Source organism: Cohnella yongneupensis (assembly GCF_042655785.1).
GTDB lineage: Bacteria > Bacillota > Bacilli > Paenibacillales > Paenibacillaceae > Cohnella > Cohnella yongneupensis.
In genome coordinates this window covers 13,549-37,801 of the sequence record NZ_JBHSNC010000020.1, presented here as the reverse complement: position 1 = coordinate 37,801, position 24,253 = coordinate 13,549, and the positions used below count along the sequence as shown (strand labels likewise).

The 24,253-nt window shown below is 56.4% G+C and carries 16 protein-coding genes and 1 pseudogene; 11 read left to right on the top strand and 6 right to left on the bottom strand.

Features of this window, described 5'->3' with window-relative positions:
* Positions 1-71: 71 nt before the first annotated feature.
* Positions 72-1,067, bottom strand: coding sequence for a lipoate--protein ligase (locus ACFPQ4_RS06585; protein ID WP_378110988.1), 996 nt, complete (start codon positions 1,065-1,067; stop codon positions 72-74).
* A 220-nt stretch (positions 1,068-1,287) separates the two neighbouring features.
* Here ACFPQ4_RS06585 and ACFPQ4_RS06580 point away from each other — a divergent pair, with 220 nt between their 5' ends.
* Positions 1,288-2,298: a Gfo/Idh/MocA family protein gene (locus ACFPQ4_RS06580; RefSeq protein ID WP_378110987.1), complete on the top strand. Its 1,011-nt coding sequence runs from the start codon at positions 1,288-1,290 to the stop codon at positions 2,296-2,298.
* Positions 2,299-2,674: 376 nt separating this feature from the next.
* Here ACFPQ4_RS06580 and ACFPQ4_RS06575 read toward each other — a convergent pair.
* Positions 2,675-4,592: pseudogene (locus tag ACFPQ4_RS06575) on the bottom strand (family 20 glycosylhydrolase).
* Between the two features lie 788 nt (positions 4,593-5,380).
* On the opposite strand from ACFPQ4_RS06575, the gene ACFPQ4_RS06570 reads away from it, so the two are divergent.
* Positions 5,381-7,165, top strand: a complete 1,785-nt coding sequence (locus ACFPQ4_RS06570) for a proline--tRNA ligase (RefSeq protein ID WP_378110986.1) — start codon at positions 5,381-5,383, stop codon at positions 7,163-7,165.
* A gap of 24 nt (positions 7,166-7,189) precedes the next feature.
* Positions 7,190-8,257 carry an undecaprenyldiphospho-muramoylpentapeptide beta-N-acetylglucosaminyltransferase gene (locus ACFPQ4_RS06565; RefSeq protein WP_378110985.1) on the top strand — a complete coding sequence of 356 codons (1,068 nt, stop codon included), beginning with the start codon at positions 7,190-7,192 and terminating at the stop codon, positions 8,255-8,257.
* A gap of 84 nt (positions 8,258-8,341) precedes the next feature.
* On the opposite strand, the gene ACFPQ4_RS06560 is transcribed toward ACFPQ4_RS06565, so the two are convergent.
* Complete coding sequence (locus ACFPQ4_RS06560; RefSeq protein ID WP_378110984.1) at positions 8,342-9,769, bottom strand: stalk domain-containing protein; 1,428 nt, start codon at positions 9,767-9,769, stop codon at positions 8,342-8,344.
* Between the two features lie 215 nt (positions 9,770-9,984).
* Here ACFPQ4_RS06560 and ACFPQ4_RS06555 point away from each other — a divergent pair, with 215 nt between their 5' ends.
* Together ACFPQ4_RS06555 and ACFPQ4_RS06550 are read left to right on the top strand one after the other, a co-directional pair.
* Positions 9,985-12,291, top strand: coding sequence for a glycoside hydrolase family 65 protein (locus tag ACFPQ4_RS06555; protein WP_378110983.1), 2,307 nt, complete (start codon positions 9,985-9,987; stop codon positions 12,289-12,291).
* 435 nt (positions 12,292-12,726) lie between these two features.
* Positions 12,727-13,869 (top strand): site-2 protease family protein, encoded by a 1,143-nt coding sequence (locus tag ACFPQ4_RS06550; RefSeq protein ID WP_378110982.1) that lies wholly within the window; start codon positions 12,727-12,729, stop codon positions 13,867-13,869.
* Positions 13,870-13,947: 78 nt separating this feature from the next.
* Here ACFPQ4_RS06550 and ACFPQ4_RS06545 read toward each other — a convergent pair whose 3' ends face one another.
* Both ACFPQ4_RS06545 and ACFPQ4_RS06540 read right to left on the bottom strand, forming a co-directional pair.
* Positions 13,948-14,319, bottom strand: a complete 372-nt coding sequence (locus ACFPQ4_RS06545; RefSeq protein WP_378110981.1) for a hypothetical protein — start codon at positions 14,317-14,319, stop codon at positions 13,948-13,950.
* A gap of 122 nt (positions 14,320-14,441) precedes the next feature.
* Positions 14,442-15,701 carry an MDR family MFS transporter gene (locus ACFPQ4_RS06540; protein WP_378110980.1) on the bottom strand — a complete coding sequence of 420 codons (1,260 nt, stop codon included), beginning with the start codon at positions 15,699-15,701 and terminating at the stop codon, positions 14,442-14,444.
* Between the two features lie 145 nt (positions 15,702-15,846).
* Between ACFPQ4_RS06540 and ACFPQ4_RS06535 the strand changes: the two genes are divergently transcribed.
* Positions 15,847-17,337: an amidase family protein gene (locus tag ACFPQ4_RS06535; RefSeq protein WP_378110979.1), complete on the top strand. Its 1,491-nt coding sequence runs from the start codon at positions 15,847-15,849 to the stop codon at positions 17,335-17,337.
* On the opposite strand, the gene ACFPQ4_RS06530 is transcribed toward ACFPQ4_RS06535, so the two are convergent.
* On the bottom strand, positions 17,323-17,955 hold the full coding sequence (locus tag ACFPQ4_RS06530; RefSeq protein WP_378110978.1) for a TraX family protein: 633 nt from the start codon (positions 17,953-17,955) through the stop codon (positions 17,323-17,325). The genes ACFPQ4_RS06535 and ACFPQ4_RS06530 overlap by 15 nt on opposite strands.
* A 199-nt stretch (positions 17,956-18,154) precedes the next feature.
* Here ACFPQ4_RS06530 and ACFPQ4_RS06525 point away from each other — a divergent pair, with 199 nt between their 5' ends.
* The 5 genes from ACFPQ4_RS06525 (at position 18,155) to rnhA (ending at position 23,865) form a co-directional block, all read left to right on the top strand.
* Positions 18,155-19,837 carry an RCC1 domain-containing protein gene (locus ACFPQ4_RS06525; protein WP_378110977.1) on the top strand — a complete coding sequence of 561 codons (1,683 nt, stop codon included), beginning with the start codon at positions 18,155-18,157 and terminating at the stop codon, positions 19,835-19,837.
* A gap of 125 nt (positions 19,838-19,962) precedes the next feature.
* Positions 19,963-21,243, top strand: coding sequence for an ArsB/NhaD family transporter (locus ACFPQ4_RS06520; protein WP_378110976.1), 1,281 nt, complete (start codon positions 19,963-19,965; stop codon positions 21,241-21,243).
* A gap of 32 nt (positions 21,244-21,275) precedes the next feature.
* Complete coding sequence (locus ACFPQ4_RS06515; protein ID WP_378110975.1) at positions 21,276-22,508, top strand: multidrug effflux MFS transporter; 1,233 nt, start codon at positions 21,276-21,278, stop codon at positions 22,506-22,508.
* A 71-nt stretch (positions 22,509-22,579) separates the two neighbouring features.
* Positions 22,580-23,203, top strand: a complete 624-nt coding sequence (locus ACFPQ4_RS06510; RefSeq protein WP_378110974.1) for a class I SAM-dependent methyltransferase — start codon at positions 22,580-22,582, stop codon at positions 23,201-23,203.
* Between the two features lie 11 nt (positions 23,204-23,214).
* Positions 23,215-23,865 carry a ribonuclease H gene (gene rnhA, locus ACFPQ4_RS06505; protein ID WP_378110973.1) on the top strand — a complete coding sequence of 217 codons (651 nt, stop codon included), beginning with the start codon at positions 23,215-23,217 and terminating at the stop codon, positions 23,863-23,865.
* Positions 23,866-24,253 lie beyond the last annotated feature (388 nt).

Genomic DNA, 24,253 nt, shown 5'->3' with positions numbered 1-24,253 from the left:
TTGCCGCGGCTTATGAGAGCACCGAGCCTTTTACAGTATAATGCGAGCTTCCGCAGCACGCCCCCCACGCCCTACAACAACATCCCCAAGAAATCCTCGCGAGTAATCGGCCCTAGGTAAGCTCGCAGATCAACGTCCGCCAGCGCCTCCGAGATCGAAGCCGCGTCGTAACGGACGCCGATGAGCCGCGCGGTGACGTCGGCGACTTCGCCCGTGCCGAAGAAGTCACCGTAGATCGCTGCCTCCGTCACCACGCCGCCTTCCACGTTTAACCGCACGTCGTATGTGCCCGCGCCTTCGATGCGTTTTTTCTGCCGCACGTTGAATGCCGGGGACCGCCCGTAATTCCAATCCCACGACCGATATCGTTCGTCCGCGAGCGCGCGCACTTCCGCCCATTGCTCTTCGCTCAGCTTATACTCCGGAATTTCTGGCGCATCCGCGAAGATCGACTCGAGCAGCGATTGGCGGAACTGAGCCATCGTTAACGGTTCGGCCAGAAATTCCGAGATGTTCGCGACGCGGCTGCGTACCGACTTCGTAGCCTTCGAAGCGAACTTCGACGGGTCGACGTTCAGCGCCGAGACGATCGCGTCGATCTCGGAATCGAATAGCAGCGTCCCGTGGCTGAACATGCGGCCTTTGGTGGCGAACTGCGCGTTGCCGGATATTTTGCGCTCGCCGACTTGCAGGTCGTTGCGTCCGCTGAGGTCGGCTTCAACGCCAAGCTTGCGCAGGGCATCGACGACCGGCTCGGTGAACTTTCGGAAGTTGTGGAAAGACTTGCCGTCGTCCCGCGTGATGAAGCTGAAGTTCAAGTTGCCCAGGTCGTGATACACCGCGCCGCCGCCCGACAAACGCCGTACGACATGGATGCCGTTCTCCGATACAAAATCGGCGTTGACTTCTTCGGCGGTGTTCTGGTTTTTGCCGATGATGATGGAAGGCTCGTTAATGTAAAAAAGCAGATAGTCCTCTTCCTCGACGGGAAGCTTGCGTAAAATATACTCCTCGAGCGCGAGGTTCAAAGTCGGATCGTTAATGTTGCCGTTGTCGATGAAACGCATGAAATTCCTCCCGGGTGACTGAATCGATCATGGAATCAGTTAACCATATCGGCTTGTCGAGCACAAGTTGCAGGAAATCGGGTACCCAATGGCAGAAACTCAAACCTCGCATGTCGCGAAAACGTAGAGAGGATGACAGGGCGCTGTGCTAGACTAAAAGTGTTTTTCGGGGGAAATTCGGTTAGGAATGCGGTTCGGGCGAACCGGGAGGTTAATGGATATGGCGATCATCGAAGGAAGAAAGATCAGAAGCGCGGTAATCGGGTACGGAGGCGCGTTCAACATTGCGAAGATGCACGCGGACCACATGACGCAATGCGGAATCGAATTCGTGGCCGCATGCGAAATGAACGAAGAAAGGCTCGAACAAGCTTTGAAGGATTTTCCCGGCATTCGCGGTTACACAAGCGTGGAAGAGCTGTTAGCGCAGCCGGATATCGATCTCGTAGCCGTCATTACGCCTCATAATACGCACTATTCGCTGGGCATGCAGGTTCTTGAGAGCGGCAAGCATTGCATACTCGAAAAACCGATGTGCATCACGGCGGAGGAAGGCGACGCGCTCGTCTGCAAGGCGCAGGAGAAGGGCGTCATGCTGTCCGTGTATCATAACCGCAGATGGGATGCCTGGTATATGGCGGTCAAGAAGCTGGTCGCGGAAGGGGCGATCGGCGATATTTTCTCGGCGGAGCTGTATACGGGCGGACATGGGCATCCGGGACATTGGTGGCGCGGAAACAAAGAAATTTCCGGCGGCATCGCGTACGATTGGGGCGCGCATTTCCTCGACGCGTTATTCGGCATTATGCCGGGCAAGCCGACGACCGTTCGCGGGTTCACGAACAAGCTGAAGTGGCACGACGTGACTAACGAGGACCACATGGAAATCGTAATCGGATTCGACAATGGCGCGTCCGCCAGCCTCACGGTATCGAGCATCTCCTACGCGCCGCGTCCGAACCGCCGCATTCTCGGGACGAAGGGCGCGATTATCAGTAACGGAGATACGGAAGTAACGCTCTACACCGAAGAAGACGGCAAGCGCGTCGAGCGGAAGATCGAGACCGGCGGGTCGCAGTGGCCGCGCTATTACGAGAACATCGTCGACCATTTGACGAAGGGCGGCGAGCTCGTCGTGAAGCCGGAGCAGGCGCGCCGCGTCATCGCCGTATTGGATACGGCGGGCAAGTCGGCTGCCGAGGGCGCGGAGTTGCGGGTGCCGTTCGAATAATAGATGTGAAGAAGAGGCTATATCCGGGCAGGTGCCGGGATATAGCCTCTTTTTGCTATGTTGGTGCGGCTGTAACCGTGGGAATCGAGGTTAGAGTGTCGAAGTCCGCGAGCGAGACTGCTGCAACCATGGAAATCGAGGTTGGAGCGTAGGAACCCAGGAGCGAGACTGCTGTAACCTTGGAAATCGAGGTTGGAGCGTGGGAACCAGGGAGCGAGACTGTTGTAACCACGGAAATCGAGGTTGGAGCGTGGGAACCAGGGAGCGAGACTGTTGTAACCGCGGAAATCGAGGTTGGAGCGTAGGGGCGAACGTTTGGTGCGGCTGTAACCTCCAATAACGAGGTTACAGCGCAACGTACGCCTAGCCTTTAACGTCAGAAAGGATTAAGCACGTGAAAGAACACGTTCGGCGAAGCCATCCGATAGTAATAGCTGCCCCAGCCGATGCCGCGGTGGTTGAAGCGGTTGGTGGAGCTATAGACGAGCCGCTCCTGCTCGAGCTCTTCGATCCGCGTAAGCCGTCCCTCCGCGTAGTCGAGCAGCCGCGCCGCCGCCGTATCAAGCCGGGTCAGCACGCCGCCGTAGCGGATGTCGAGCACTTCCCAGCCGAACGGCTTGAACATGCTGAGCCACTGCTCGCGATGGGCTACGCGCAATGCCCGAACGGCGCCGGCGATCGCCGGCAAATCTTCTGTGGCCATGCGGCGCAAGGCCGCAACGTCCCCCGCGTTATAGGCGCGCTTCAACGCGATGCCGATCTCGCTTTTAAGTCTCAGCACCGCGCACAGCTTCTCGGGCATCTCGAACAAATAGTCAAGCGCGGCTTCGGGAACGCGGCCGGCTCGAATCCGCTCCTCCAACGCCGCATAGTGGGCACTCAACGCTAACCCTTCGATCTGCTTATCGAACTGTCCGAGCAGTACGTCTTGATAGAGCAGGAACTTCGACGGATTGCTCTGCTTCCGGTTGTTCGGCTCGGAGCCCGGCGTCTCGTCGAGATCTTTGAGCCGCAGGAAAGCGTCCGCTTCGATGCCGGTGCACAGCTGAGCCCGCGCGGCGACCTGGCTCCACTCTGGCTTGCCCTCCGAATAGGCATGCTCCGCGTAAAGCTGCAAGCCGAGCAATGCGGCGAAAGGATTGCCTTCGTTGCCGTCGTCGCCCCACATCGTCGCGTATACTTCCTTGATGCCTTCTTTTTTACATACTTGCAGTGCAGTGTCGGACGCGTTCAACGACAACCCGTAGTTGACTCCGAACGTATTGAAAATCCATACCGCGCCCGCGAATACGAGGTTGCAGCCTAGCGGCCGGTGATTGGCGATGACGTTCTCGTACTCTTCCGGCTCCATATGCACGTAATCCCAGTACACGAGGTCGACGTCTTTCGGAATCCGGCTCGCCATCTCTTCCGGAATAACGGTGCCCTTGTCGTAATAATCGTGTTCGGTTCCGGCGTTGCCCGCGGCGAGCTTCAGGAACATATCGCTCCACATCATCGGCTTCAGTCCGCTGTGGCGAACGACGTTCAGCACCTTGTCCAGATGCTCGGTCATAACGTCGAACCGGTCGCGATAGCCGTTACGATCCAAATATTTGCCCCGCCCCAGTTCTTCCGCTTCGTCCATGCCAAGATGGATTTTACGGCTGCGGAACGGCGCGCTGGCGGATGCGATCATGCGCTCGACCAAATTGTCGACTCGCTCGTCTCCCACGAGCAACGCGCCTTTCGTATCGCGATATTGCGAGACGGGCTCCCACTTCAGAAATTCCTCCAGATGGGCGAGCGTCTGAATGCTAGGGAACGCTTCGATACCGAATTGGTCCGCGTAATCGTCGATTTCCCGAAGCTCAGGCTGCGAATATCGCCCGCATATAGCCGAAGTAAGGTTCGCCGGCGATTTCGTACGTATCTTCCATATAGAGCATGACGGTGTTCATGCCCATGAGCGCAAGCTTGTTCAGCATCGACTTGAATGCTTCGACCGTCAGCACGGCGTTGCGCGACAGGTCGAACATCGGACCGACTTGGTCGAATTGCTGGCGCTCGCGCACGCGGAACGGGTGTCCGGCGGTGCCGTGCTGCTTAAGCAAACCGAGCGCGCGGAAAAACTGATGCTTCCGTTCGTACCGAATATAGGCGACGCCATCCGCGTAGCCGACCTCCAGTCCGTCCGCCGATGAATCTACCTGCACGGGGAGTTCTTCGTCCTCCAACTTTATGCCGAGCTCCTGCGCAATGGCGTTAATGCCTGGTAGCAGTTCGTCTATTTCACCAAGTAATCGCAGCTTCATTAGGATGGGGCACCTCCGGTGTATGATATAAACATTATAACGGATTTACTTCCTTGACAGCGTTCAGCGGATGCGGTAGATTACTAACCATTAGTCAAACCATATGGAATAGCGATGATCCAAGGAAATGACGTTCAACAACGGTCGTACAGAGAGGAAGCCCTAGGGTGCAAGGCTTCTCGACGCGAGTGAACGATCCCCGCCTTGCGAGCTGCCGCGGAGAATCGAGTATCCGTTGCCGGGCAATCCCGTTATCCGATTGAGAACCGAAGGTTCGGCGTTTTTACGTTGCCGATGCGGTTAAAATTAGGGTGGTACCACGAGCGCATTCGTCCCTGACGAGTGTGCTTTTTTGCGTTTTTGCGGGGATGCGTGGGCGGGAGTGGGGACCGGGGCGGCTGGGACTGGTGTGTGATGGGATTAGCGGAACCACGTTCCGCTATCGTGCGAGAAACCGTGCCTACCGCCGCAATAGCGGAACCAAGTTCCGCTATCGTGCGAGAAACCGAGCCAACCGCCGCAATAGCGGAACCACGTTCCGCTATCGTGCGAGAAACCGAGCCAACCCCCGCAATAGCGGAACCATGTTCCGCTATCGTGCGAGAAACCGAGCCAACCCCCGCAATAGCGGAACCACGTTCCGCTATCGTGCGAGAAACCGAGCTACCCCCCGCAATAGCGGAACCACGTTCCGTTATCGCGAGAAACCGAGCCAACCCCCGCAATAGCGGAACCAAGTTCCGCTATTGCTCGAGGATCACCTACCCACATACAGGAGGTAACCAATCATGCGTCAAAACCACTTATTCGCGCCGACGTTGCGCGAAGCGCCTGCCGATTCGGAGGCGATCAGCCATGAACTGCTGCTGCGCGCGGGCTTCATCCGACAACTGGCATCCGGCATCTATACGTATTTACCGCTCGGCTGGCGAGTGCTTCGCAAGCTGGAGCGCATCGTTCGCGAGGAGATGGACGCGGCAGGCGCGCAAGAGCTGCTTATGCCGGCGATGCAGCCGGCGGAGCTATGGCAGGAGTCCGGCCGCTACTCCGTGTACGGGCCGGAGCTCATTCGGCTGAACGATCGCCACGACCGTGCTTTCGCGCTCGGTCCGACGCACGAAGAGGTCATTACGGCGCTCGTGCGCGACGAGATTCAATCGTACCGGAAGCTCCCGATTACGTTATATCAGATCCAGACGAAATTCCGCGACGAGCGGCGTCCGAGATTCGGATTGCTCCGAGGCAGGGAATTCCTGATGAAAGACGCATACTCCTTCGACTCGAGCTGGGAAGGCCTCGACCGTATCTACTGGAGAATGTACGAAGCTTACGCGACTATTTTCGCGAGATGCGGCTTGAACGTCCGTCCCGTCGAAGCTGACGCGGGAGCGATTGGCGGCGAAGGCAGCACGCACGAGTTTATGGCGCTCGCGGACATCGGCGAAGACACAATCGCGAGCTGCACGCACTGCGACTACGCTTCCAACCTGGAAAAGGCGATTGCGGGAGACCGCGACGCATCCGACGACTTATCGAGTGACGCCTCTACCTCACAACCGCCGCTACCCGACGATGAACCGAGTAACTTTGCCGCACCACCGTCGCAACCGCCGCAACCCGAGAAGCTCCATACGCCGGACATCCGCACGATCGATCAATTGACCGCGGCGCTAGGCATCGAAGCCAGCGAACTGATCAAGACAATCGTCGCCCTCGTAGATGGCAAGCCGGTCGCCGTGCTCGTGCGCGGAGACCACGAAGTGAACGAGATTAAAGTGCGCAACTACCTCGGAGGCGCGGAAAGCTTCGAAATGGCGGACGCGGAGACGATTGCCACGCTAACCGGCGCGCCGGTCGGCTTCCTAGGGCCTACCGGCCTCGCCATTCCCGTGCTCGTCGACGCCGCGGTGGCGCGCATGAGCAGCGGAATCGCGGGCGGGAACGAGCGCGACTACCACCTCCGCAATGTCTGTCCGGGCCGGGACTTCCCGCTCGACAACGTCTCCGATTTCCGTAACGTAATCGAGCACGACCCTTGTCCTCGCTGCGCCGAAGGCACGCTCGACTTCCACCGCGGTATCGAGGTCGGCCACGTATTCAAGCTCGGCACCAAATACAGCGACAAGCTCGGCGCGAAGTTCCTGAATGCCGCGGGTCAGCCGCAAGCGGCGATCATGGGCTGCTACGGCATCGGCGTCTCCCGCATGATGTCCGCCGCCTGCGAGCAGCATCACGACGACAACGGTCTCGTATGGCCGCTCGCGATAGCGCCGTACCACGTGCATATCCTTCCGGTGTCCGTCAAAGACGAGGCGCAGATGCAGGCGGCGGAACAATTGTACGAGACGTTAACCCGCCAAGGCGTCGAAGTCCTCCTAGACGACCGAGACGAGCGCCCCGGCGTGAAGTTCAAGGACGCGGACTTATACGGCATCCCGATGCAGGTCGTCGTGGGCAAGCAGGCCGGCGAAGGAATCGTCGAATTCAAGTCACGCGAGCAAGCCGTCAAAAATACGATAACCATCGAAGAGGCGATTGATCGTATAATGGAGAAGATGAACAGTATCGGATAAGCAAAAGCGAATGGGTGAATCAGAGTGAAGAAAATTTTGTTCACGGGCGGCGGCTCGGCCGGCCACGTCACGGTTAATCTGGCGTTAATCCCGAGGTTCCAATCGGAAGGCTGGACCGTCGAATATATCGGCTCGCACGCGGGCATCGAGAAGCAACTGCTCTCGGACGTGCCGAACGTGAAGTATCACGGCATCGCGACGGGCAAGCTGCGCAGGTATTTGGATTGGAACAACGTCAAGGATCCGTTCCGGGTCGTCAAAGGCGTATTCCAAGCTTACAACACGATCAGGCGTAGCAAGCCGGACGTTATTTTCTCCAAAGGCGGGTTCGTCTCCGTTCCCGTCGTGCTAGGCGCGAAGCTGAACCGCGTGCCGGTCGTCATTCACGAGTCGGACGTGACGCCGGGACTGGCAAACAAGATCGCGATTCCGTTCGCGACGAAGGTGTGCACGACGTTCGCCGATACGGAGCGGCACCTGCCCAAGGGCAAGACGCAGTACGTCGGACCCGTCATTAGGGAGGCGCTGGACCGAGGGGACGCGACGCGCGGGAGAGCGTGGAGCGGGTTCTCGGACCGCAAGCCGGTGATGCTCATTATGGGCGGCAGTCTCGGTTCCCGAAAAATAAACCTGGCGGTACGAGGGGCGCTCGAGCGGTTAACGAAACGTTATCAGATCGTGCATCTGTGCGGCAAAGGGCAGACCGATCCGGCCGTATCGGCGCCGGGTTACGTGCAAGTGGAATACGTGCAGGATGAGCTGCCTGACATCCTCGCAATGACCGACCTCGTCGTCTCCAGGGCGGGAGCCAACTCGATCTTCGAGTTTCTGCACCTGCGCAAGCCGATGCTGCTCATTCCGCTCACGAAAGCGCAAAGCCGCGGCGATCAACTGCTTAACGCGGAGTCGTTCCGCAAATCCGGCTACAGCGACGTGCTGCAGGAAGAGAATTTGACGGCGGACACGCTCATCTCGCGGATCGACCAGTTGTACGATAACCGCCAGAGCTATATCGATCGAATGGTGAAAGGCGCTCCGCATACGGACGCGCTAGCTAACGTGATGAATCTCATTAAGAGCGTTGCGAAGTAGCGCAAATAATTCCAACAACGCAAAAACCCCCGCGATGGAAGCCGTTAAGCTGGCGACTCCATCGCGGGGGTTTTTCGCGAATCCCTAATATTTATCGATCCCGAAGTAAGCCTTATATTCCGTCATGAGCGCTTCCTGCGTTTTGCCGAACGTGTTCTTGAACGCTTCGGCGGCGGTCTGCCCTTTCTCCAGGTTGTTATATAGCATCAAATACTTATCGCGACCATAGTTCGTATCGAAGAAGTAGACCATCGCTTCGAAGCCGAAGTAGAAGCCCGGATAGCCGTTAAGATCCGTGAACGTCTTAATATCGGACCAATTCATCGGCGTCCAGCCGCTAGGCGATGATCGTCTGCTCATTTCGGTCTTGTAGTACGCAAGATCCCGTTGCGCGCCCGGCGCGTCCGTGTCTATGCCGTATTGCGTGTACCCAGAGAGCTTCTTGGCGACGTAATCCGCTTGACCTTCCAGTAACCAGGCAAACTGGCCGCTCAGCTTGCTGCCCAGCTTGTCGATATCCCATTTATGGTACTGATAAGCATGGGCCATCTCATGCGCGAAGAGGAATCGCACCGAGTCATCGCCGGCCAATTTGTAAGCATCCTCGACGTTCATCGTTAAGGCGTCCATCCATGGAAGATATCTGCCTGAAGCTGCTACTTGGAAGAACCCGCTATTGTCATGAATCCACAAATCGACCTTGTCGCCCTTCAGCGTATTTGCGCCGAAGTAGCTTTCGTGGGCATCTAGCATCTTCTCCGCATCCGTGACGAGATAGTGGAACTTGACGTCCGCTTTAGGCGTGATATGAATGACGAGGTGCGTCGTTTCGTAAGTGATCCAACCGTCCACCGCCTTGCTGTAATCCGCTTCGGTTTGCATTTCCAGCTCGGATTCGAGCTTGGCCTTGTCCGATTTGAGGCTCGATACTTCCGATTGAAGCGCGTTAACCTGATCGGCGAGGGCATTGTTCTGATCCGTTAATTGTTTGATCTTCATGGCGTCGGCGGCAGAAGAACCCGGCGATGCGGGGTGTCCGATCCCGAGAACTTTCGACTGAGCGCTCCAGCTATACTCCAGACCGAAGATCGAAGATGCCATACGGGCGGGGAACATGTACCGGCTCGTAGCCTTGCTCTTATAGACGGCCGCGGCAAGCGTAGCCGTACCCTTCCTGTTATTCGGTCCCGCATAAGCGACCGTCTTCGATCCGAGGGTAGCGGTATAGGTGGTGTCGAGGTATTTAAGCGTTAGGGTCTGATCCTGTCCTTTCGGAACGGTGTAAGACAAACCGATGGCGCTGGCCAACAGATCGAGAGAGATGAACGGGATTCCGTTCGCTAGCTCGACCGTCTTGTCCTTACTATAGACGATAGCCTGGCCGTATAAATTCGTTTTGAAAGCAGGCGCGGCGGCAGCCATAACGGGGTTAGCGATCGGCGTTATGATGCCTTGAAGTAAGAGCAAGGTAAAAGCAAGCAGTACGAGCTTCATGAGGCGATGACTGAACAAGTGAATTCCTCTTTTCAAAGTTGGTATGTTCCATTATTCGACAATAGAGGCGAAATGTCCTACGCGACTCCAAAAACTAAACTCCGTAATAATGCCAACGATCTTCATACGATCAGACATTATGGTGCCGCGCGAGCCATGATATCCTGTCTCAAGAAGCCGCGACAACGCTTGAAAAAGCGCGGCCATCTTGCTAGGGAAAGGGCTGGTCACGCATGGCGAAAGTAGCGGATAAATATTTGAAAGTAGACCCTTGGGCGGTCGTCGAGGAGGGCTTCGACCCTGCGCGCAACCGGGTATCCGAATCGATCTTCTCCTTGGGTAACGAATACATGGGCGTGCGCGGATATCCGGACGAGGGGTATAGCGGGGATAGTCTGGTCGGCAGCTACTTCAACGGTCTATATGAAGAAATGAAGCTCGGCGCGCATTACAAAGGCATCATTCGCAGACTCCGGTTCATGGCGAACGCGGTCAACTGGCTATATACCCGCATTGAAGCAGACGGCGAAACGCTTGATTTGGCAAAGAGCACGTTCTCCGGCTACACCCGCCGCGTGGACTTCCGGACGGGCGTCTATGAGCGGCAATTCATCTGGCATCTGGCCAGCGGCAAGTCGATTCGCATTACGTTCGAGCGCCTGGTAAGCATGACGCAGTCGAATTTAGGCGGCCAACGGGTGACGTTCGAATCCGACGATTTCGAAGGGGACATTCACATCCGCTCGGGTCTGGATTTCTCGCCGATCCACGAAGATCAAGGCAAGAACCTATGGGACGTGACGGAAAGAGGCCAACAGGATGAATGGACGGCGATCGTCGCCAAGACGATCAGCACGGGTAACCGCCTGATCTCGGCTTTCACGCTGGACACGTCTTCCGGCGCGACGACGGCGATCGTCGAAGACGACAAGAAAGTGATGCAAGCGTTCAAGCTAACGCTTAAGCCAGGGCAACTATCCTACTTCAGCAAGCTGGCCGTGAACTATGCGGAGAAGGATACGAGAGTAGACGCGAAATCGCTATGGGACAAAGGAATCGGTCTGGCGCAAGCGATGCCGATCAAAACATTCAATGATTTCCTCGTTGACCAAGCGGCTTATTGGACGCAAATTTGGGAGACGTCGGATATCGCGATCGAGGGAGACCCGGACAATCAGCAGGGGATCCGGTTTTGTATTTTTCAACTGTACCAGACGTACCGCGGAGACAATCCGGGCTTCAACATCGGCGCCAAAGGCTTGACCGGCGAAGCGTACCGCGGGCTTGCTTTTTGGGATACCGAGACGTATTGTCTGCCGTTCTACCTGTTCAACAACCCGAAGGCGGCCAGAAGCTTGCTCGAGTTCCGCTATAGATCGCTTCCGAACGCGCTCGAACGGGCGAAGGAAGTCGATTGCAAAGGCGCGTTCTACCCGATCGCAACGATCGACGGTACCGAGAGCTGCGACCTGTGGCAGCACTCGAACCTGCAGCTTCAAGTAGGCACCGCGGTGGGCTACGGGATTTGGCATTACGTCAAGGTAACAGGCGACAAGACGTTTTTGCACGCACAAGGCATGGAGATGCTGCTGCAGCTGTGCCGGTTCTACGAGAGCCGCGGGCAATGGGGACAGAAGACGGGGCAATTCGGTTACTATGGCGTAATGGGGCCGGATGAGTTCCAATTGATGGTCAACAACAACTGCTATTTGAATCTGATGGCCAAAAACCTGTTCGAATACACGCTGCAAGCGATTCAGGAAATGCGCCAGGACGTGCCGGAGTCGTTCGATCGTCTGACGGAGCGCCTCGGCGTGACTGAGGCGGAGTGGAAGGGCTGGCAACGCCTGGCGGACGATATGAAGATCCCGCTGGACGAAGAGACGGGCGTCTACGAGCAGCACGACGGATTTTTCGATATGCCGCACATCGATATCCACTCCATACCGGTTACGGACTTCCCGCTCTACCATAACTGGTCGTACGATCGGATCTATCGCTACGACATGATCAAGCAGCCTGACGTGCTAATGTTCATGTTCTTGTACAACCAGCAATTTTCGCTCGAGTCGAAGCGCGCGAACTACGAATATTACGAGTCGCGTTGCATCCACGAGTCGTCCTTGTCACCGTCTATCCACTCGATCTTCGCGGCCGAGCTCGGCAAGCACGAGGAAGCTTACAAGTTCTTCGAGTTCGCTACCCGTCTCGATCTGGATAACTATAACCGCAATACGCGGGAAGGGCTGCATACGACTTCGATCGCCGCGTCCTGGATGAACATCGTATACGGCTTCGGGGGCATGCGCTCCGACGGCCCGGACGGCTTGGTGTTGAACCCGTCGATTCCGAGCCAATGGAGCGGGTACAGCTTCAAGTTCCTGTACCGAGGCACGGTGCTCAGCGTGAAGACGACGCAAAGCGACGTCGAAGTGAAAGCCGTTTCCGGCGATCCGGTTCAAGTCCGCCTGTATGGACGCGATTGCACGATAGACGCAGCGGGAGTCAGGTTGGAACTTGAAGCTGCGCGCGTTGGGTAAGAGGATTGGGAAGTTTAGGGAATAGGCAGGAATAGCGGGAAAGACACCTTCGCGGGTGTCTTTTTTTCGCGCGGTTAGGCGGAGTTGCGATATCCCTGTGTTTCGTTAAGCTCTCTGTTATGCGATATGATTCGTTTCGGATGGACACAGGAGGCGTTAGTTTGGCGAAAAGCATGGGGTTGGCGGAGAGGACGGACATCAGCGGCGTTATTGTCTCTTACCGTCCGTCCATTTTATTGTTTTACCGGGAATAATGGCTATGGTGTCCGCCACATGCGACGGTTTGCCTCGAATGCCCGGAATAGCGTCGAATTTGTCCGCGAATCGTGCCACCTCGGCAGTCTCACCCGTCTAACTTATTGCAAATCGAACCGTTTATCCTTATGATCAGTTCATACTCTCACAGGACGAGTCACGAAAGGATTTCGTTGCGATATGAAAGCCAAAACCCGTTCTACCTTGACCGCGATCGGCGTATTCCTGCTGGCGAAGGTGCAGTGGATATATGCTTTGCTGAAATGGTCCAAATTCGGCGGCACGCTCATTTCGATGGCGGTAAGCTTGTCCGCGTATGCGTTGTTTTTCGGTTGGAAGTTCGCGATTGCGATCGTCTATTTGATTTTCGTTCATGAGATGGGGCATTTGGTTGCCGCGCGTCACAAAGGGATACGGACGTCTCCCGCCGTCTTCATTCCGTTCGTCGGGGCAATGATCTCGATGAAGGAGCAACCGCGGGATGCGGCGACGGAAGCGTACTTAGCGTATGGCGGGCCGCTCGCGGGTCTGATCTCCTTCCTGCCGGCGGTATGGCTCTACCAGTCGACCGGCGATCCGTTCTGGGGACTTGTCATTCATATGGGGGCAATGCTGAATTTATTCAATTTGTTGCCCATATCTCCGCTCGATGGAGGCAGAATCGTCTCCGTCCTCTCGACGAAAATATGGCTGGTCGGGCTCGTCGTCCTGCTCGCTATCGTCGTCTCGACTCCCGCGAGTCCGATTATGTACTTGATCCTGCTGATCGGTGCCTTCTCATGGTGGAATCGGGCCAGGGAAAGTTACCGGAGCGACGTTCTCGCCTATGAGAAGTTGAAGCTGGAGCAATTCGTGGCAATGGTGCGGGAATGGCCGAAATTGACGAGCACATGGGCTTTGAAAATGCAGCTCGCCTCCGAAGCGGAAGCCGCCCAGCGTCATGCCGGCGAAATGCGGAAGTGGTCGATTCCGTTCCTGCACGATAAGGAGAAGTTCTCCCGCGAGAAAGCGGCGATCGATCTGCGGCACGTCGCGCGGACCCGCGAGCTGTTGCTGGCATGGGAGCATCAGCCGGTGCTATACGAGGACAACGATCCCGACCGTCCCGTGCCATCGGAGTTGCTTGTTCAAACCCGGCGCAAAGCGGAGTCGGTCATCGCGCAGATCGAAGAGGAGCAAACCCGGAATCGTACGTATTATCAATCCTCGGCGTCGGTAAAGTGGAAGGTGCTGATCGCGTACGTGCTGCTAGCCGCCGTGTTGTCCGCGTTCATGCTTTATGGAAATCATATTATGGAGCTTCATCCGCTCGACAACGCGTAACGAAAAAAAAACGACTTCCCGTCTCACAATAGACGTAGGAAGTCGTTTTTGTATTGTGCTTCGCAAGAGCGGTGCGGATTAACGTTGTTTGTCGTACTGAAATACGCCGAAAGCGAGAATGGCGCTGGCTACGATAAAGACGTAAGGCCCGTTGCCGGCGGCATTGAGCGATACGCCTAGCACTTCGCCGCTCTTCCAGTTAATATAGGCGACGCCGCATACGATGCCGGCAATCGCGCAGACGTACCCGCCGATTTTGCTGATCGACCGGCTTCTTAGCAACTTAATGATCGGATAGAGGAAGCAAATAAGCATAATGTACGATTCTTGTTCGAAGCCGTTCTCGGAATAAAATCCGATATCGACCCAGGTGAAAAACATCGAGACGAAAGCTAGGCAAGTGGCGATGAAGATCGCTTTGCCGCCCAAGTCCCATGAGCTGAATTTCATATGTACCCTCCTCCGAATGGTTGGCGCTCCATATGCCTTGGGCATATTTGCAAGCAACGCCAATTATACCAACGCGAAGGGGATAAGAATAGTAAAGATTCGTCTAAATTTAATGCAATAAATTATTTTTTTTCGTAGACGTTGAACATGACGTAATAGAGGACGGCGGACAAAACGGCGATGGCCGTAAGCAGCCAGAACGTCCACTCGAAGCCGATCGCGCTGCTTAGCGGGATCGCGAGCGGCGCGATCGTCCGGCCAAGCGTGAAGCGCAGGCTCGAAGCCGCGAAATATTGCCCGCGCATATGCTCGGGCGCCAGCCGCGAGACGAACGTCATTTGCGGTCCGGCCGAGATCAGCTCCGCGAGCGTAAATACGACGACCGCGATCGTGAAGCCCCAGAACGTGGACATGTGGCCGAACAGAGCGATACCCAGCGCGTAAAATAACGCTCCGCTGACGAATACGACGCGATCGCGGTAAGCGAGCATCCACTTCGTTACGACGACGGTGAACAAGGCCACGAATAGACCGTTCTCGGAGACGATTATTCCGAACAGTTGCTGGCTCGTTACGGTTAGATCCCAATCGCCGAAGGCGAACAGGTTTGTCGTATGCACCGTTTCGTTAATGAACACGGGAAGGAGCAGGTCGAGCTGCATGAACGTCTGCGACAGCAGCACGCCCGCGATGATGAACAGCAGGAAGACGCGATCCGTCGCGATGACGCGATAATCGCGCAGCTGCGCGGACAAGAAGCTATACCAAGGCTGTCCGGCGTCTGCTTTGAATCGTCCCGCGACCGATACGGGCAACGTCTCCTTAAGGCTGCGGCCGAGTACGACGAAGAGCAACGTACATAAAGCGCAGGCGGCGAATAGGGTGGGCGACAAATTGTTGGAGTAGGTAAGCGACCCGATGAGCGGTCCGAAGACGACCGCGATGTTGGCGGAAGTGTAGAAGACGGCGAATACGCCGGAACGATGCTCCTCCGGTACGACGTCCGCCACCATTGCTTGACTGGCCGGCCAATACAAGGCACCGCAGAAGCTGGCGAGGGTGAAGCCGAAGAAGCCGGCGAGCGGCAGCGAGACGCTAGGCAACGAGGAGAAGGCGAATAAGCCGTAGCCGATCGCTTGGCCCGCCGCGGCGAGCACCATCATGCGTTTGCGTCCGAACCGGTCCGAGCAATAGCCGCCGAGCAAGTTGGCCACTACGGACAAGCTCTGCGAAAGCATGAGCAGGATGCCGGCCCAGCCCTTGCCGAACGAAGCGGCGAAGTAGATGGACAGGAACGGGAAGAACGCCCAAAAAATCAAGTTATAAGCGAACTCTCCGCCTAGGCGGAGCTTTAAATTGTTATCCCAATCTTTAATTCTCATGGTGTCGTGAACCTCTAGTCGTCAGTGTCTGTTCATCATAACGTTAACTTGCAAGACGGGACAAGCAGGATTCGATTTCCACGGCAAGAATTAATAGCATGTGGGATTTAATGTCATGAAGAATTGGCTAAGGAGAGTCGTCGCTGTGGGAATTACACTTGAACAATGGATCGTCGAAGCGGATATCGGGAGCATGCAGCTTGCCATGGAGGCAGGAACGGTGCGTTCGGAAGATCTCGTCCGCGTATATATCGAAAGAATACGGGCATGCAACGATACATTAAGAGCGGTACTGGAAGTGAACCCGGACGCGATAGCGATCGCGCGCGAGTTGGATCGCGAGAGAAGCGAGCAAGGCAGCCGGGGAATGCTTCACGGCATTCCGATCCTGCTCAAGGATAACATCGACACCCAGGATCGTTTGCATACGAGCGCCGGTTCGGTCGCTTTGGCGGACAACTTCGCGGCAGAGGATTCTCAGGTTGCGAAGCGGCTCCGAGCCGCGGGGGCGGTCATTCTGGGGAAAACGAATATGACGGAGTGGGCAGGATTCATGTCCGGCAGCATATGGGCCGGCTACAGCTCGAGAGGCGGTCTTACGCTTAATCCATATGGTCCGGGCAAAGTGTTCGTGGGCGGCTCGAGCTCGGGTTCGGCCGTCGCGACAGCCGCCAATCTGGCGGCCGCCGCGATCGGAACGGAGACGTCGGGCTCGATCATAAGCCCTTCCAGCCAGAACAATATCGTCGGGATTAAGCCGACGGTCGGACTAATCGGCAGAAGCGGCATTATCCCGATCTCGCGAACGCAAGATACCGCTGGACCGATGGCCAGAACGGTAACGGACGCGGCGATCGTGCTTGGAGCGATGACGGGCGTCGACGAGCGGGACCCGGCGACGGAAGGGAGCGTCGGGCGCGCTTATGCGGACTACACGCCGTTCTTGGACGCGGGTTACTTGAAGCATGCCCGGATCGGAATTCCGCGGTACTATTATTATGGATTAGACGAAGCAAGGCGTGTCATCTTCGATGATGCGATCGAGGTGCTCAGTCAAGCGGGCGCAACGATTATCGATCCCGTAACGTTGCCGAGCTACAATACCGATTGGCAATGGGCGGTGCTGCACTACGAGTTCAAGACGGGCGTTAACGACTATTTGGAGAAGCTGGATCCAAGCCTTCCCGTCCACTCTTTGCGGGAAGTAATCGCGTACAACGATCTCCATGCGGATATCGCCTTGACTTATGGACAGGACGGGTTGACCGGATCGGAGAGCACGAGCGGAACGTTAACGGAGCAAGCTTATACGGATGCGCTGAAGCAAAACGACGAGATGGCTCGGCGACAAGGGCTCGATTATGCGTTAGAAACTTACGGATTAGACGCGTTATTATTCCTTGGGAACGAAGGCGGAGCGGATTTGGCGGCGAGAGCGGGTTATCCGTCGATTACGGTACCCGGAGGATTTGCGCTTACCGGGGTCGTAGCCCCGGGCGGTTATACGACCGACGGGCCGCAAGGCATTACGTTCGTCGGGGCTGCTTACGGCGAGCCGACTTTAATTAAGTTGGCATACGGATACGAGCAGGCGACGAAGCATCGGAGAACGCCGCCGCCTCTAGTCGACGTTTAGCATGGCGGCCACGATCGCAAGCGCGGCTAAATGCGCGGGATAGAAGCTGCGCCATACCCAGCGCGGAGGAGTGACTCCGAATCTGACATCCGCGAACAGGACGTCTTTGTACACAAGGTAGAGGGTCGCAAAAATACTGAAAGCCTGCACCCACCAGTCGGGATCGAGCAGGAAGGCGAGCAGGTTCAAGGCGAAATGAGCAATCACCCAATATTTACGATCGAGATAGCGGTAAATCAGAATCAGAACCAACGCATAGTAGCCGTAGCTGAAGGGGAGAGCTTCAAGCGCAAGTCCCCCGACGGCAATGGATCCGAGCATCCATCGGGGATGACGATCCGCGGCGATCAGGACCGCGAGGCAGACCGCAAGCGTCCCTATGACATTAATATTTAACGTTTTTAAACTTAGGATATAGGGAACTTGAGAGATAGCGGCGAGACCGATTAAACGCCACATATAACGGCTCATGTTCCGCGTATTCAGGTAACCGAGCACGATGCCGTACGCGTATAGCGGGAAGGCGATACGCCCGACGATCCGCCATGCGACGTTGCCGGGAAAGAAAATAATACCGATATGATCGATAAGCATCGTGATCATGGCCATGATTTGCATTGCGACAGCCTCCGTACGTACGCGCGAGAGTAGGGTGAAAGTTGCGACTACATAGTTAGAGAATATAGGAACGGATCGGCGGGAACAAGGCGAAAAAGGTTGTCTATACCAGATTATCCCTTATATAATGGTGGAATAATACGGAAATTGTCGAAAAGACTCTTTTCGTCCGTACATTCATTCTCAGGGGGAACAAGAAATGCAGCATCGTCGTAGTTGGACAAAGTTGATTTCTACATGCTTGACGATAGTACTCGGACTCGGACTTGTATTGGCTTCGGCGTTCGCCGCGGAACCGGCGAACGCGGTAGACGCGACAACTAAACCGAAGGTAGTCCAGCTGGCTTCCGGCGTCAATCATACGCTGGCTATTTTGGATAACGGTATGGTCATGGCTTGGGGCGATAATAAATACGGTCAATTGGGCAACGGAACGAGCGGCAATACGAATCCGACGCCGGCGCTCGTTACAGGCTTGAAAGACGTCGTAGCCGTCGCGGGCGGCAAGGACCACAGCATGGCGTTAACGAAAGACGGAACCGTATGGACATGGGGAGCGAACTATGACGCCCAACTCGGTAACGGATCGCAATCTAAATTCTCCGCGGACTATACGACTATTGTGGAGAATCACGATAGCCTCGTCCCGACGCAGGTGCGCGGACTCGATCACGTTACGGCGATCGCGGCAGGTTGGAACCTCAACTACGCACTGAAGGATGACGGTACGGTATGGGGTTGGGGTTCGAACCTATTTGGAGGTCTGGGCGTCGGGCTAAGAGGGCTATTCCAACAGACGACCCCATTGCAGGTCAATAAACTGCACGACGTAATCTCGATCTCGGCAGGGTGGAATCACGGTCATGCGATTCAAAAAGACGGAACATCCTGGTCGTGGGGATTTAACGATAGCGCTACCGCGGGAGACGGGACGGTCAGTTTAACCGAGGTTAGAAATAACTCGGTTTGGACCCTAGATGACCAGACCAAAATCACGCCGGTCGAGATCGCGGGCAATCATCATTTCCAAATGATCGCGCCGATGCATAACGGCTCGTGCTACGCCATCGAGGCGGACGGAACGCTGTGGTATTGGGGAGTCAAGCTTCCGTCTTCCGGAGGAACGCAGCAATACGAGAAAGTCCCCGTTCAAATTCCGGGCATGAGCGATGTCAAAGGCATTTACGCCGTATCGGACGGCGCGTATGCGCTTAAAAAAGACGGCACGGTATGGACGACGTCCAAAACGCACGAAGATTTTACCCAAATGAAGCTGCCGAAGATTTCTTCCGTTTCCGCAGGAGGCTGGTTCCATGCGCTGGCGCTGGCCGAAGACGGCTCGGTATGGGCGTGGGGGGCTAACAGCGTCGGTCAGCTTGGAGACGGAACGACGAAGCGAATCGCGAAAGCTTCGCCGGCTATGCTCACCGCGTTTTATGCTCCGGTGCCACCGGTCGTGACGCCGCCAGTCGTAACGCCACCGGTCGTGACACCGCCAGTCGTAACACCACCGGTCGTGACACCTCCGGTCGTGACGCCGCCGGTAGTCACGTCTACGGTGTACGTGAACGGAAAGCTAACCCAAAGCAAGCTGAATCTCACCCCGAATCCTCCGATGCTGCTGCTCGCGGACGCCGTGAAGCTGATCGGAGCCAAATCGGCGGTCAATAAAAAGGTATATACGATAACGAGAGGCAAGGCGAAGCTTGAATTGTCCGCGGGAAGCGTATCCGCTAAGCTGAACGGCAAGGCGATCAAGCTTGCGCAAGCTCCTCTTAGCGTAACCGGCGGTCTGTGGATTCCCGTCTCGGCACTTGACCTTCTGGGCGCCAAGACGACTTGGAATGCGAAGACGAAGCGGTTGGATATCAAGCTAGCGTAACTATCGGCGCCATTCGTTAGAAGCAGTCGTTCGGCATTTTGCCGTAGGCTGCTTCTTTATTTTTCCTCGGACTCCGCCCGCAAAATAAGGTATGATGGTTTTGACTAAGTTGTCCGGGAGGCACTATGGAGCATCAGGCAGTTTTCGCGATTGCGATATTCCTCATAGCTTACGGCATGATCATCGTGGAGAAGGTTCATCGGACGATCGTCGCCATGCTCGGCGGCATCGCCGTCGTCGCTTTCGGCATCGTGGACGTGGACGCCGCGATTGCCAAATATATCGATTTCAACACGCTGGGCTTGCTCATCGGCATGATGATTATCGTCGGCGTAACCGCCAAGACGGGGCTCTTCAGCTATGTCGCGACCGTGGCGGCCAAGCGGGCGAAGGGCGAGCCCATCCGGATCATGCTGGCGCTGGCGATCATCACCGCGGTCGCTTCGGCGTTTTTGGATAACGTGACGACGGTGCTGCTCATCGTACCCGTGTCTTTCAGTCTCGCCAGGCAGCTGCAAGTGCACCCGTATCCGTTCCTGTTCACCCAAATCCTCGCGTCCAATATCGGAGGAACGGCGACATTAATCGGCGATCCGCCGAATATTATGATCGGCAGCGCGGTCAAAGAGTTGACCTTCATGGCGTTCATCAACAACTTGGCGCCGATCATCGCGCTCGTTATGGCCGTGCATTTGCCGTTATTCGTCTTGCTGTTCCGCGGCGGACTGCGGACGACGGAAACGCGTAAGCGCGAGGTTATGGCTATCGATGAACAGGTGCTGATTACCGATCGTCCGCTGTTGATGCGCTGTCTCGTTATTCTCGGACTTACGGTTGCCGGGTTTTTCCTGCATGGGCTTATTCATGTGGAATCGTCGGTAGTTGCGCTCGCCGGAGCTTTCCTGTTGCTGGTGCTCGAAGGCGAGCATGTGATGGAAGAGGCGTTCTCGCGCGTAGAATGGGCGACGATCTTCTTCTTCGTCGGTCTGTTCACGCTAGTAGGAGCGTTGGTGGAAACCGGGATCGTTCGGGATTTGGCGGAGCGGGCGATAGATTTGACGGGAGGCAACGTCGCCGCTACGGCGATGCTCGTGCTCTGGATGAGCGCGATCTTCTCAGCCTTCATGGACAATATCCCGTTCGTGGCGACGATGATTCCGCTCATTCAAGAGATGGGAAATATGGGCGTTCACAACCTGGAGCCGATCTGGTGGAGTCTCGCGCTCGGCGCATGCTTGGGCGGCAACGGCACGTTGATCGGCGCGAGCGCGAATCTAATAACGGCGGGACTGGCGGCTAAGGAAGGCTATCCGATCACGTTCTGGCGATTCATGAAGCTGGCATTTCCGCTTATGCTGTTATCCGTTGCGATCTGCAGCGTTTATATTTATTTACGATATTTGTAGGAACGGGCTTTGACCCGCGTGAAGGAGCACTCATGAAACAGATTAACAACAACATAGACCAACAACTCGGGAGTCCCACTGGCGGTCGCAAAGCCATTCTGTGGCTCATCATATTGCTCGGCTCGTTGACGGCTTTCGGGCCTTTATCTCTAGATCTCTACTTACCCGCGTTACCTAAACTCGCCGACGACTTCGGAACAAGCTCTTCTCTGGCGCAGCTAAGCCTCACCGCTTGCATGATCGGCTTGTCCGTCGGGCAGCTGTTCGCGGGCTCCTGGAGCGACATTCGGGGGAGACGGGTTCCGCTGCTCATCGGGCTTGCGCTATACGCTATCGCTTCCGTATTATGCGCGCTCAGTCCTTCGATCGGAACGTTCATAGCTCTTCGTTTCATTCAAGGCTTTGCGGGTTCCGCGGGCATCGTTATCTCCCGCGCGGCAGCGCGGGACTTGTACGAAGGCCCGGAGCTTACCCGGTTTTTCGCGATGCTCATGCTCGTTAACGGGGCCGCGCCGATCATCGCGCCGATTGCCGGAGGCCAGTTGCTTCAGACGATGGCTTGGGAAGGATTGTTTTACGTCCTGGCAGGCTGGGGGTTGTTGCTTTTCCTCGGCGTATTGTTCGGGTTGACGGAAACTCTCCGTGCAGAGAAACGGATGACCGGCGGGCTGAACGAGACGTTCCGAACGTTCCGCAGACTGCTCGGCAATCGCAAGTTCATGGGATACGCGCTCGCGCAAGGCTTAGTGTCCGCGTCGATGTTCGCGTACATTGCGGGCTCGCCGTTCGTGCTGCAGAACATCTATGGCGTGTCGCCGCAGCTATTCAGCGTGTTCTTCGCGGTGAACGGACTGGGCATCATTATTGCGGGTCAGTTCACCGGTAGGCTTGCCACTCGCGTCGGGGAAAAGAAGCTATTCATCGCCGGACTCATCATCGCCTGCTGCGGGGGCTTGCCGCTGTTGGCCATGATCGCGATTGACGCGCCGCTCGTCGGAATTTTGATTCCGCTCTTCTTCGTTGTCGCTAGCGTCGGCATCGTTGGCACTAGCGGCTTCGCGCTGGCGATGCGCGATCAAGGGCATGCCGCGGGAAGCGCATCGGCGCTGCTCGGCTTGCTGTCGTTCATGTTCGGCGGAATGGTTGCTCCGATCGTAGGGATAGCGGGCAGCGGCAATGCGTTGCCGATGGGCATTATTATCGCATCGGCCGAGCTCGCCGCGGCGTTCGTGTTCATCTTCATGATCGGGCGCCGGCGCAAATAACTTCGGAGTTGCATCGACTTCGCCGGTCGGGTACTATTTTTGCGATAAGCATGAGGGGGATTACGATTAAGATGAGTCACGCAAGCGGTCACGATAAAGAGCAATTACGGCAATCTTACAATAAATATGCGGAGCAACGGGATCAATCGAAGATGGAGCCGTGGAAGTTCGAGGTGCGACAGCAGTTTTTGCAATCGCTGCTCGAGAACGACGGAAATTCTATTTTGGAGCTCGGGGCAGGTCCGGGCCGCGACGGGCTATATTTTCAGGAGCATCGCTTTGAAGTCGTATGCGTGGACCTGTCGGACGAGATGGTGCGGCTATGTAAAGACAAAGGACTGGATGCAAGGCAAATGGACGTTCGCGAACTTCAGTTCGAGGAAGGGCAATTCGATAGCGTGTACGCGATGAACAGCTTGCTTCACGTGCCGAAGTCCGAGATCGGCGGCGTACTGGCAAATGTTCATCGCGTGCTGAAACCGGGCGGGTTATTCTTCTACGGCGTCTACGGTGGCGAAAGCTCCGAGGGCGTATGGGAAGGCGACAGCTACGAGCCTAAGCGGTTTTTCGCGATGTACGCAGATGAGGAACTGAAGGCGCTGGCGCAACCGCTGTTCAGCGTAGAGGAGTTTTACACGGTGCCGATGGGCGAGGGCGCGCCGCACTTTCAATCGTTGCTTTTGCGGAAGCAATAGGGGGAGCCGGGATGGCGAAGCAGAAATTTTACGTCGTGTGGGTAGGCAAGCAACCGGGCGTGTACGCAACATGGGCGGAGTGCCAGCAGCAGGTCGATCAGTTCGAGGGCGCCAAGTATAAGTCGTACGAGTCGAGAGCGGAAGCGGAAGCGGCTTATGCGGCAGGGTGGAAAAAAAGCTGGGGACAAGCCAAGGCCGCGGGCAGCGCCTCGTCTAAGTCGGCGAAAACATCGGGCGGCGCGGCATCCGGCGACAAGATTGACTACAACAGCATCTCCGTCGACGTCGGGACGGCCGGCAACCCGGGTCCCGTCGAGTATAAGGGCGTGGACACGCAGACCGGCGATATTCTGTTCTCCGTCGGACCGATCAGCAAGGGGACGAATAATCTCGGCGAATTTCTGGCGATCGTGCACGGACTCGCGTACTTGCAGAAGCTGGGCAGCGACAAAACCGTCTACAGCGACTCGGTCAACGCGATCAACTGGGTGAAGAAGAAGGAAGTCGCTTCGACGCTCGTCCGCGACGCCTCCACCGCCGAAATCTGGCGTCTCGTCGACCGCGCCGTCCATTGGCTGAAGACGACCCCTTACAAGAACAAGGTCGCGAAGTGGCAGACGAAAGAGTGGGGCGAGATCAAGGCCGACTACGGGCGGAAGTAGGCTCATTCGAAGAGGCACGCGGTGCCGAACGCCATTTGTTCATAACAGTAAAGCCAGGCAAGCGCGTCTATACACGCGATTTCCTGGCTTTTTATGTTTGAAGTACAAGCCTTTCCAACCGCCGCTGTATCGGTACCACACACCGCTAAATCACCGAAACTCCGCCAACCGCCGCTGTAACGGCAGCACACACCGCTAAATCGCCGAAACTCCGCGAACCGCCGCTGTAACGGCACCACACACCGCTAAAACGCCGAAACTCCGCCAACCGCCGCTGTAGCGGCACCACACACCGCTAAATCGCCGAAACTACGCCAACCGCCGCTGTAACGGCACCACATACCGCTAAATAGTCTGTGTCCGGTAAGTTTAAATGTAGCGTGCAGAA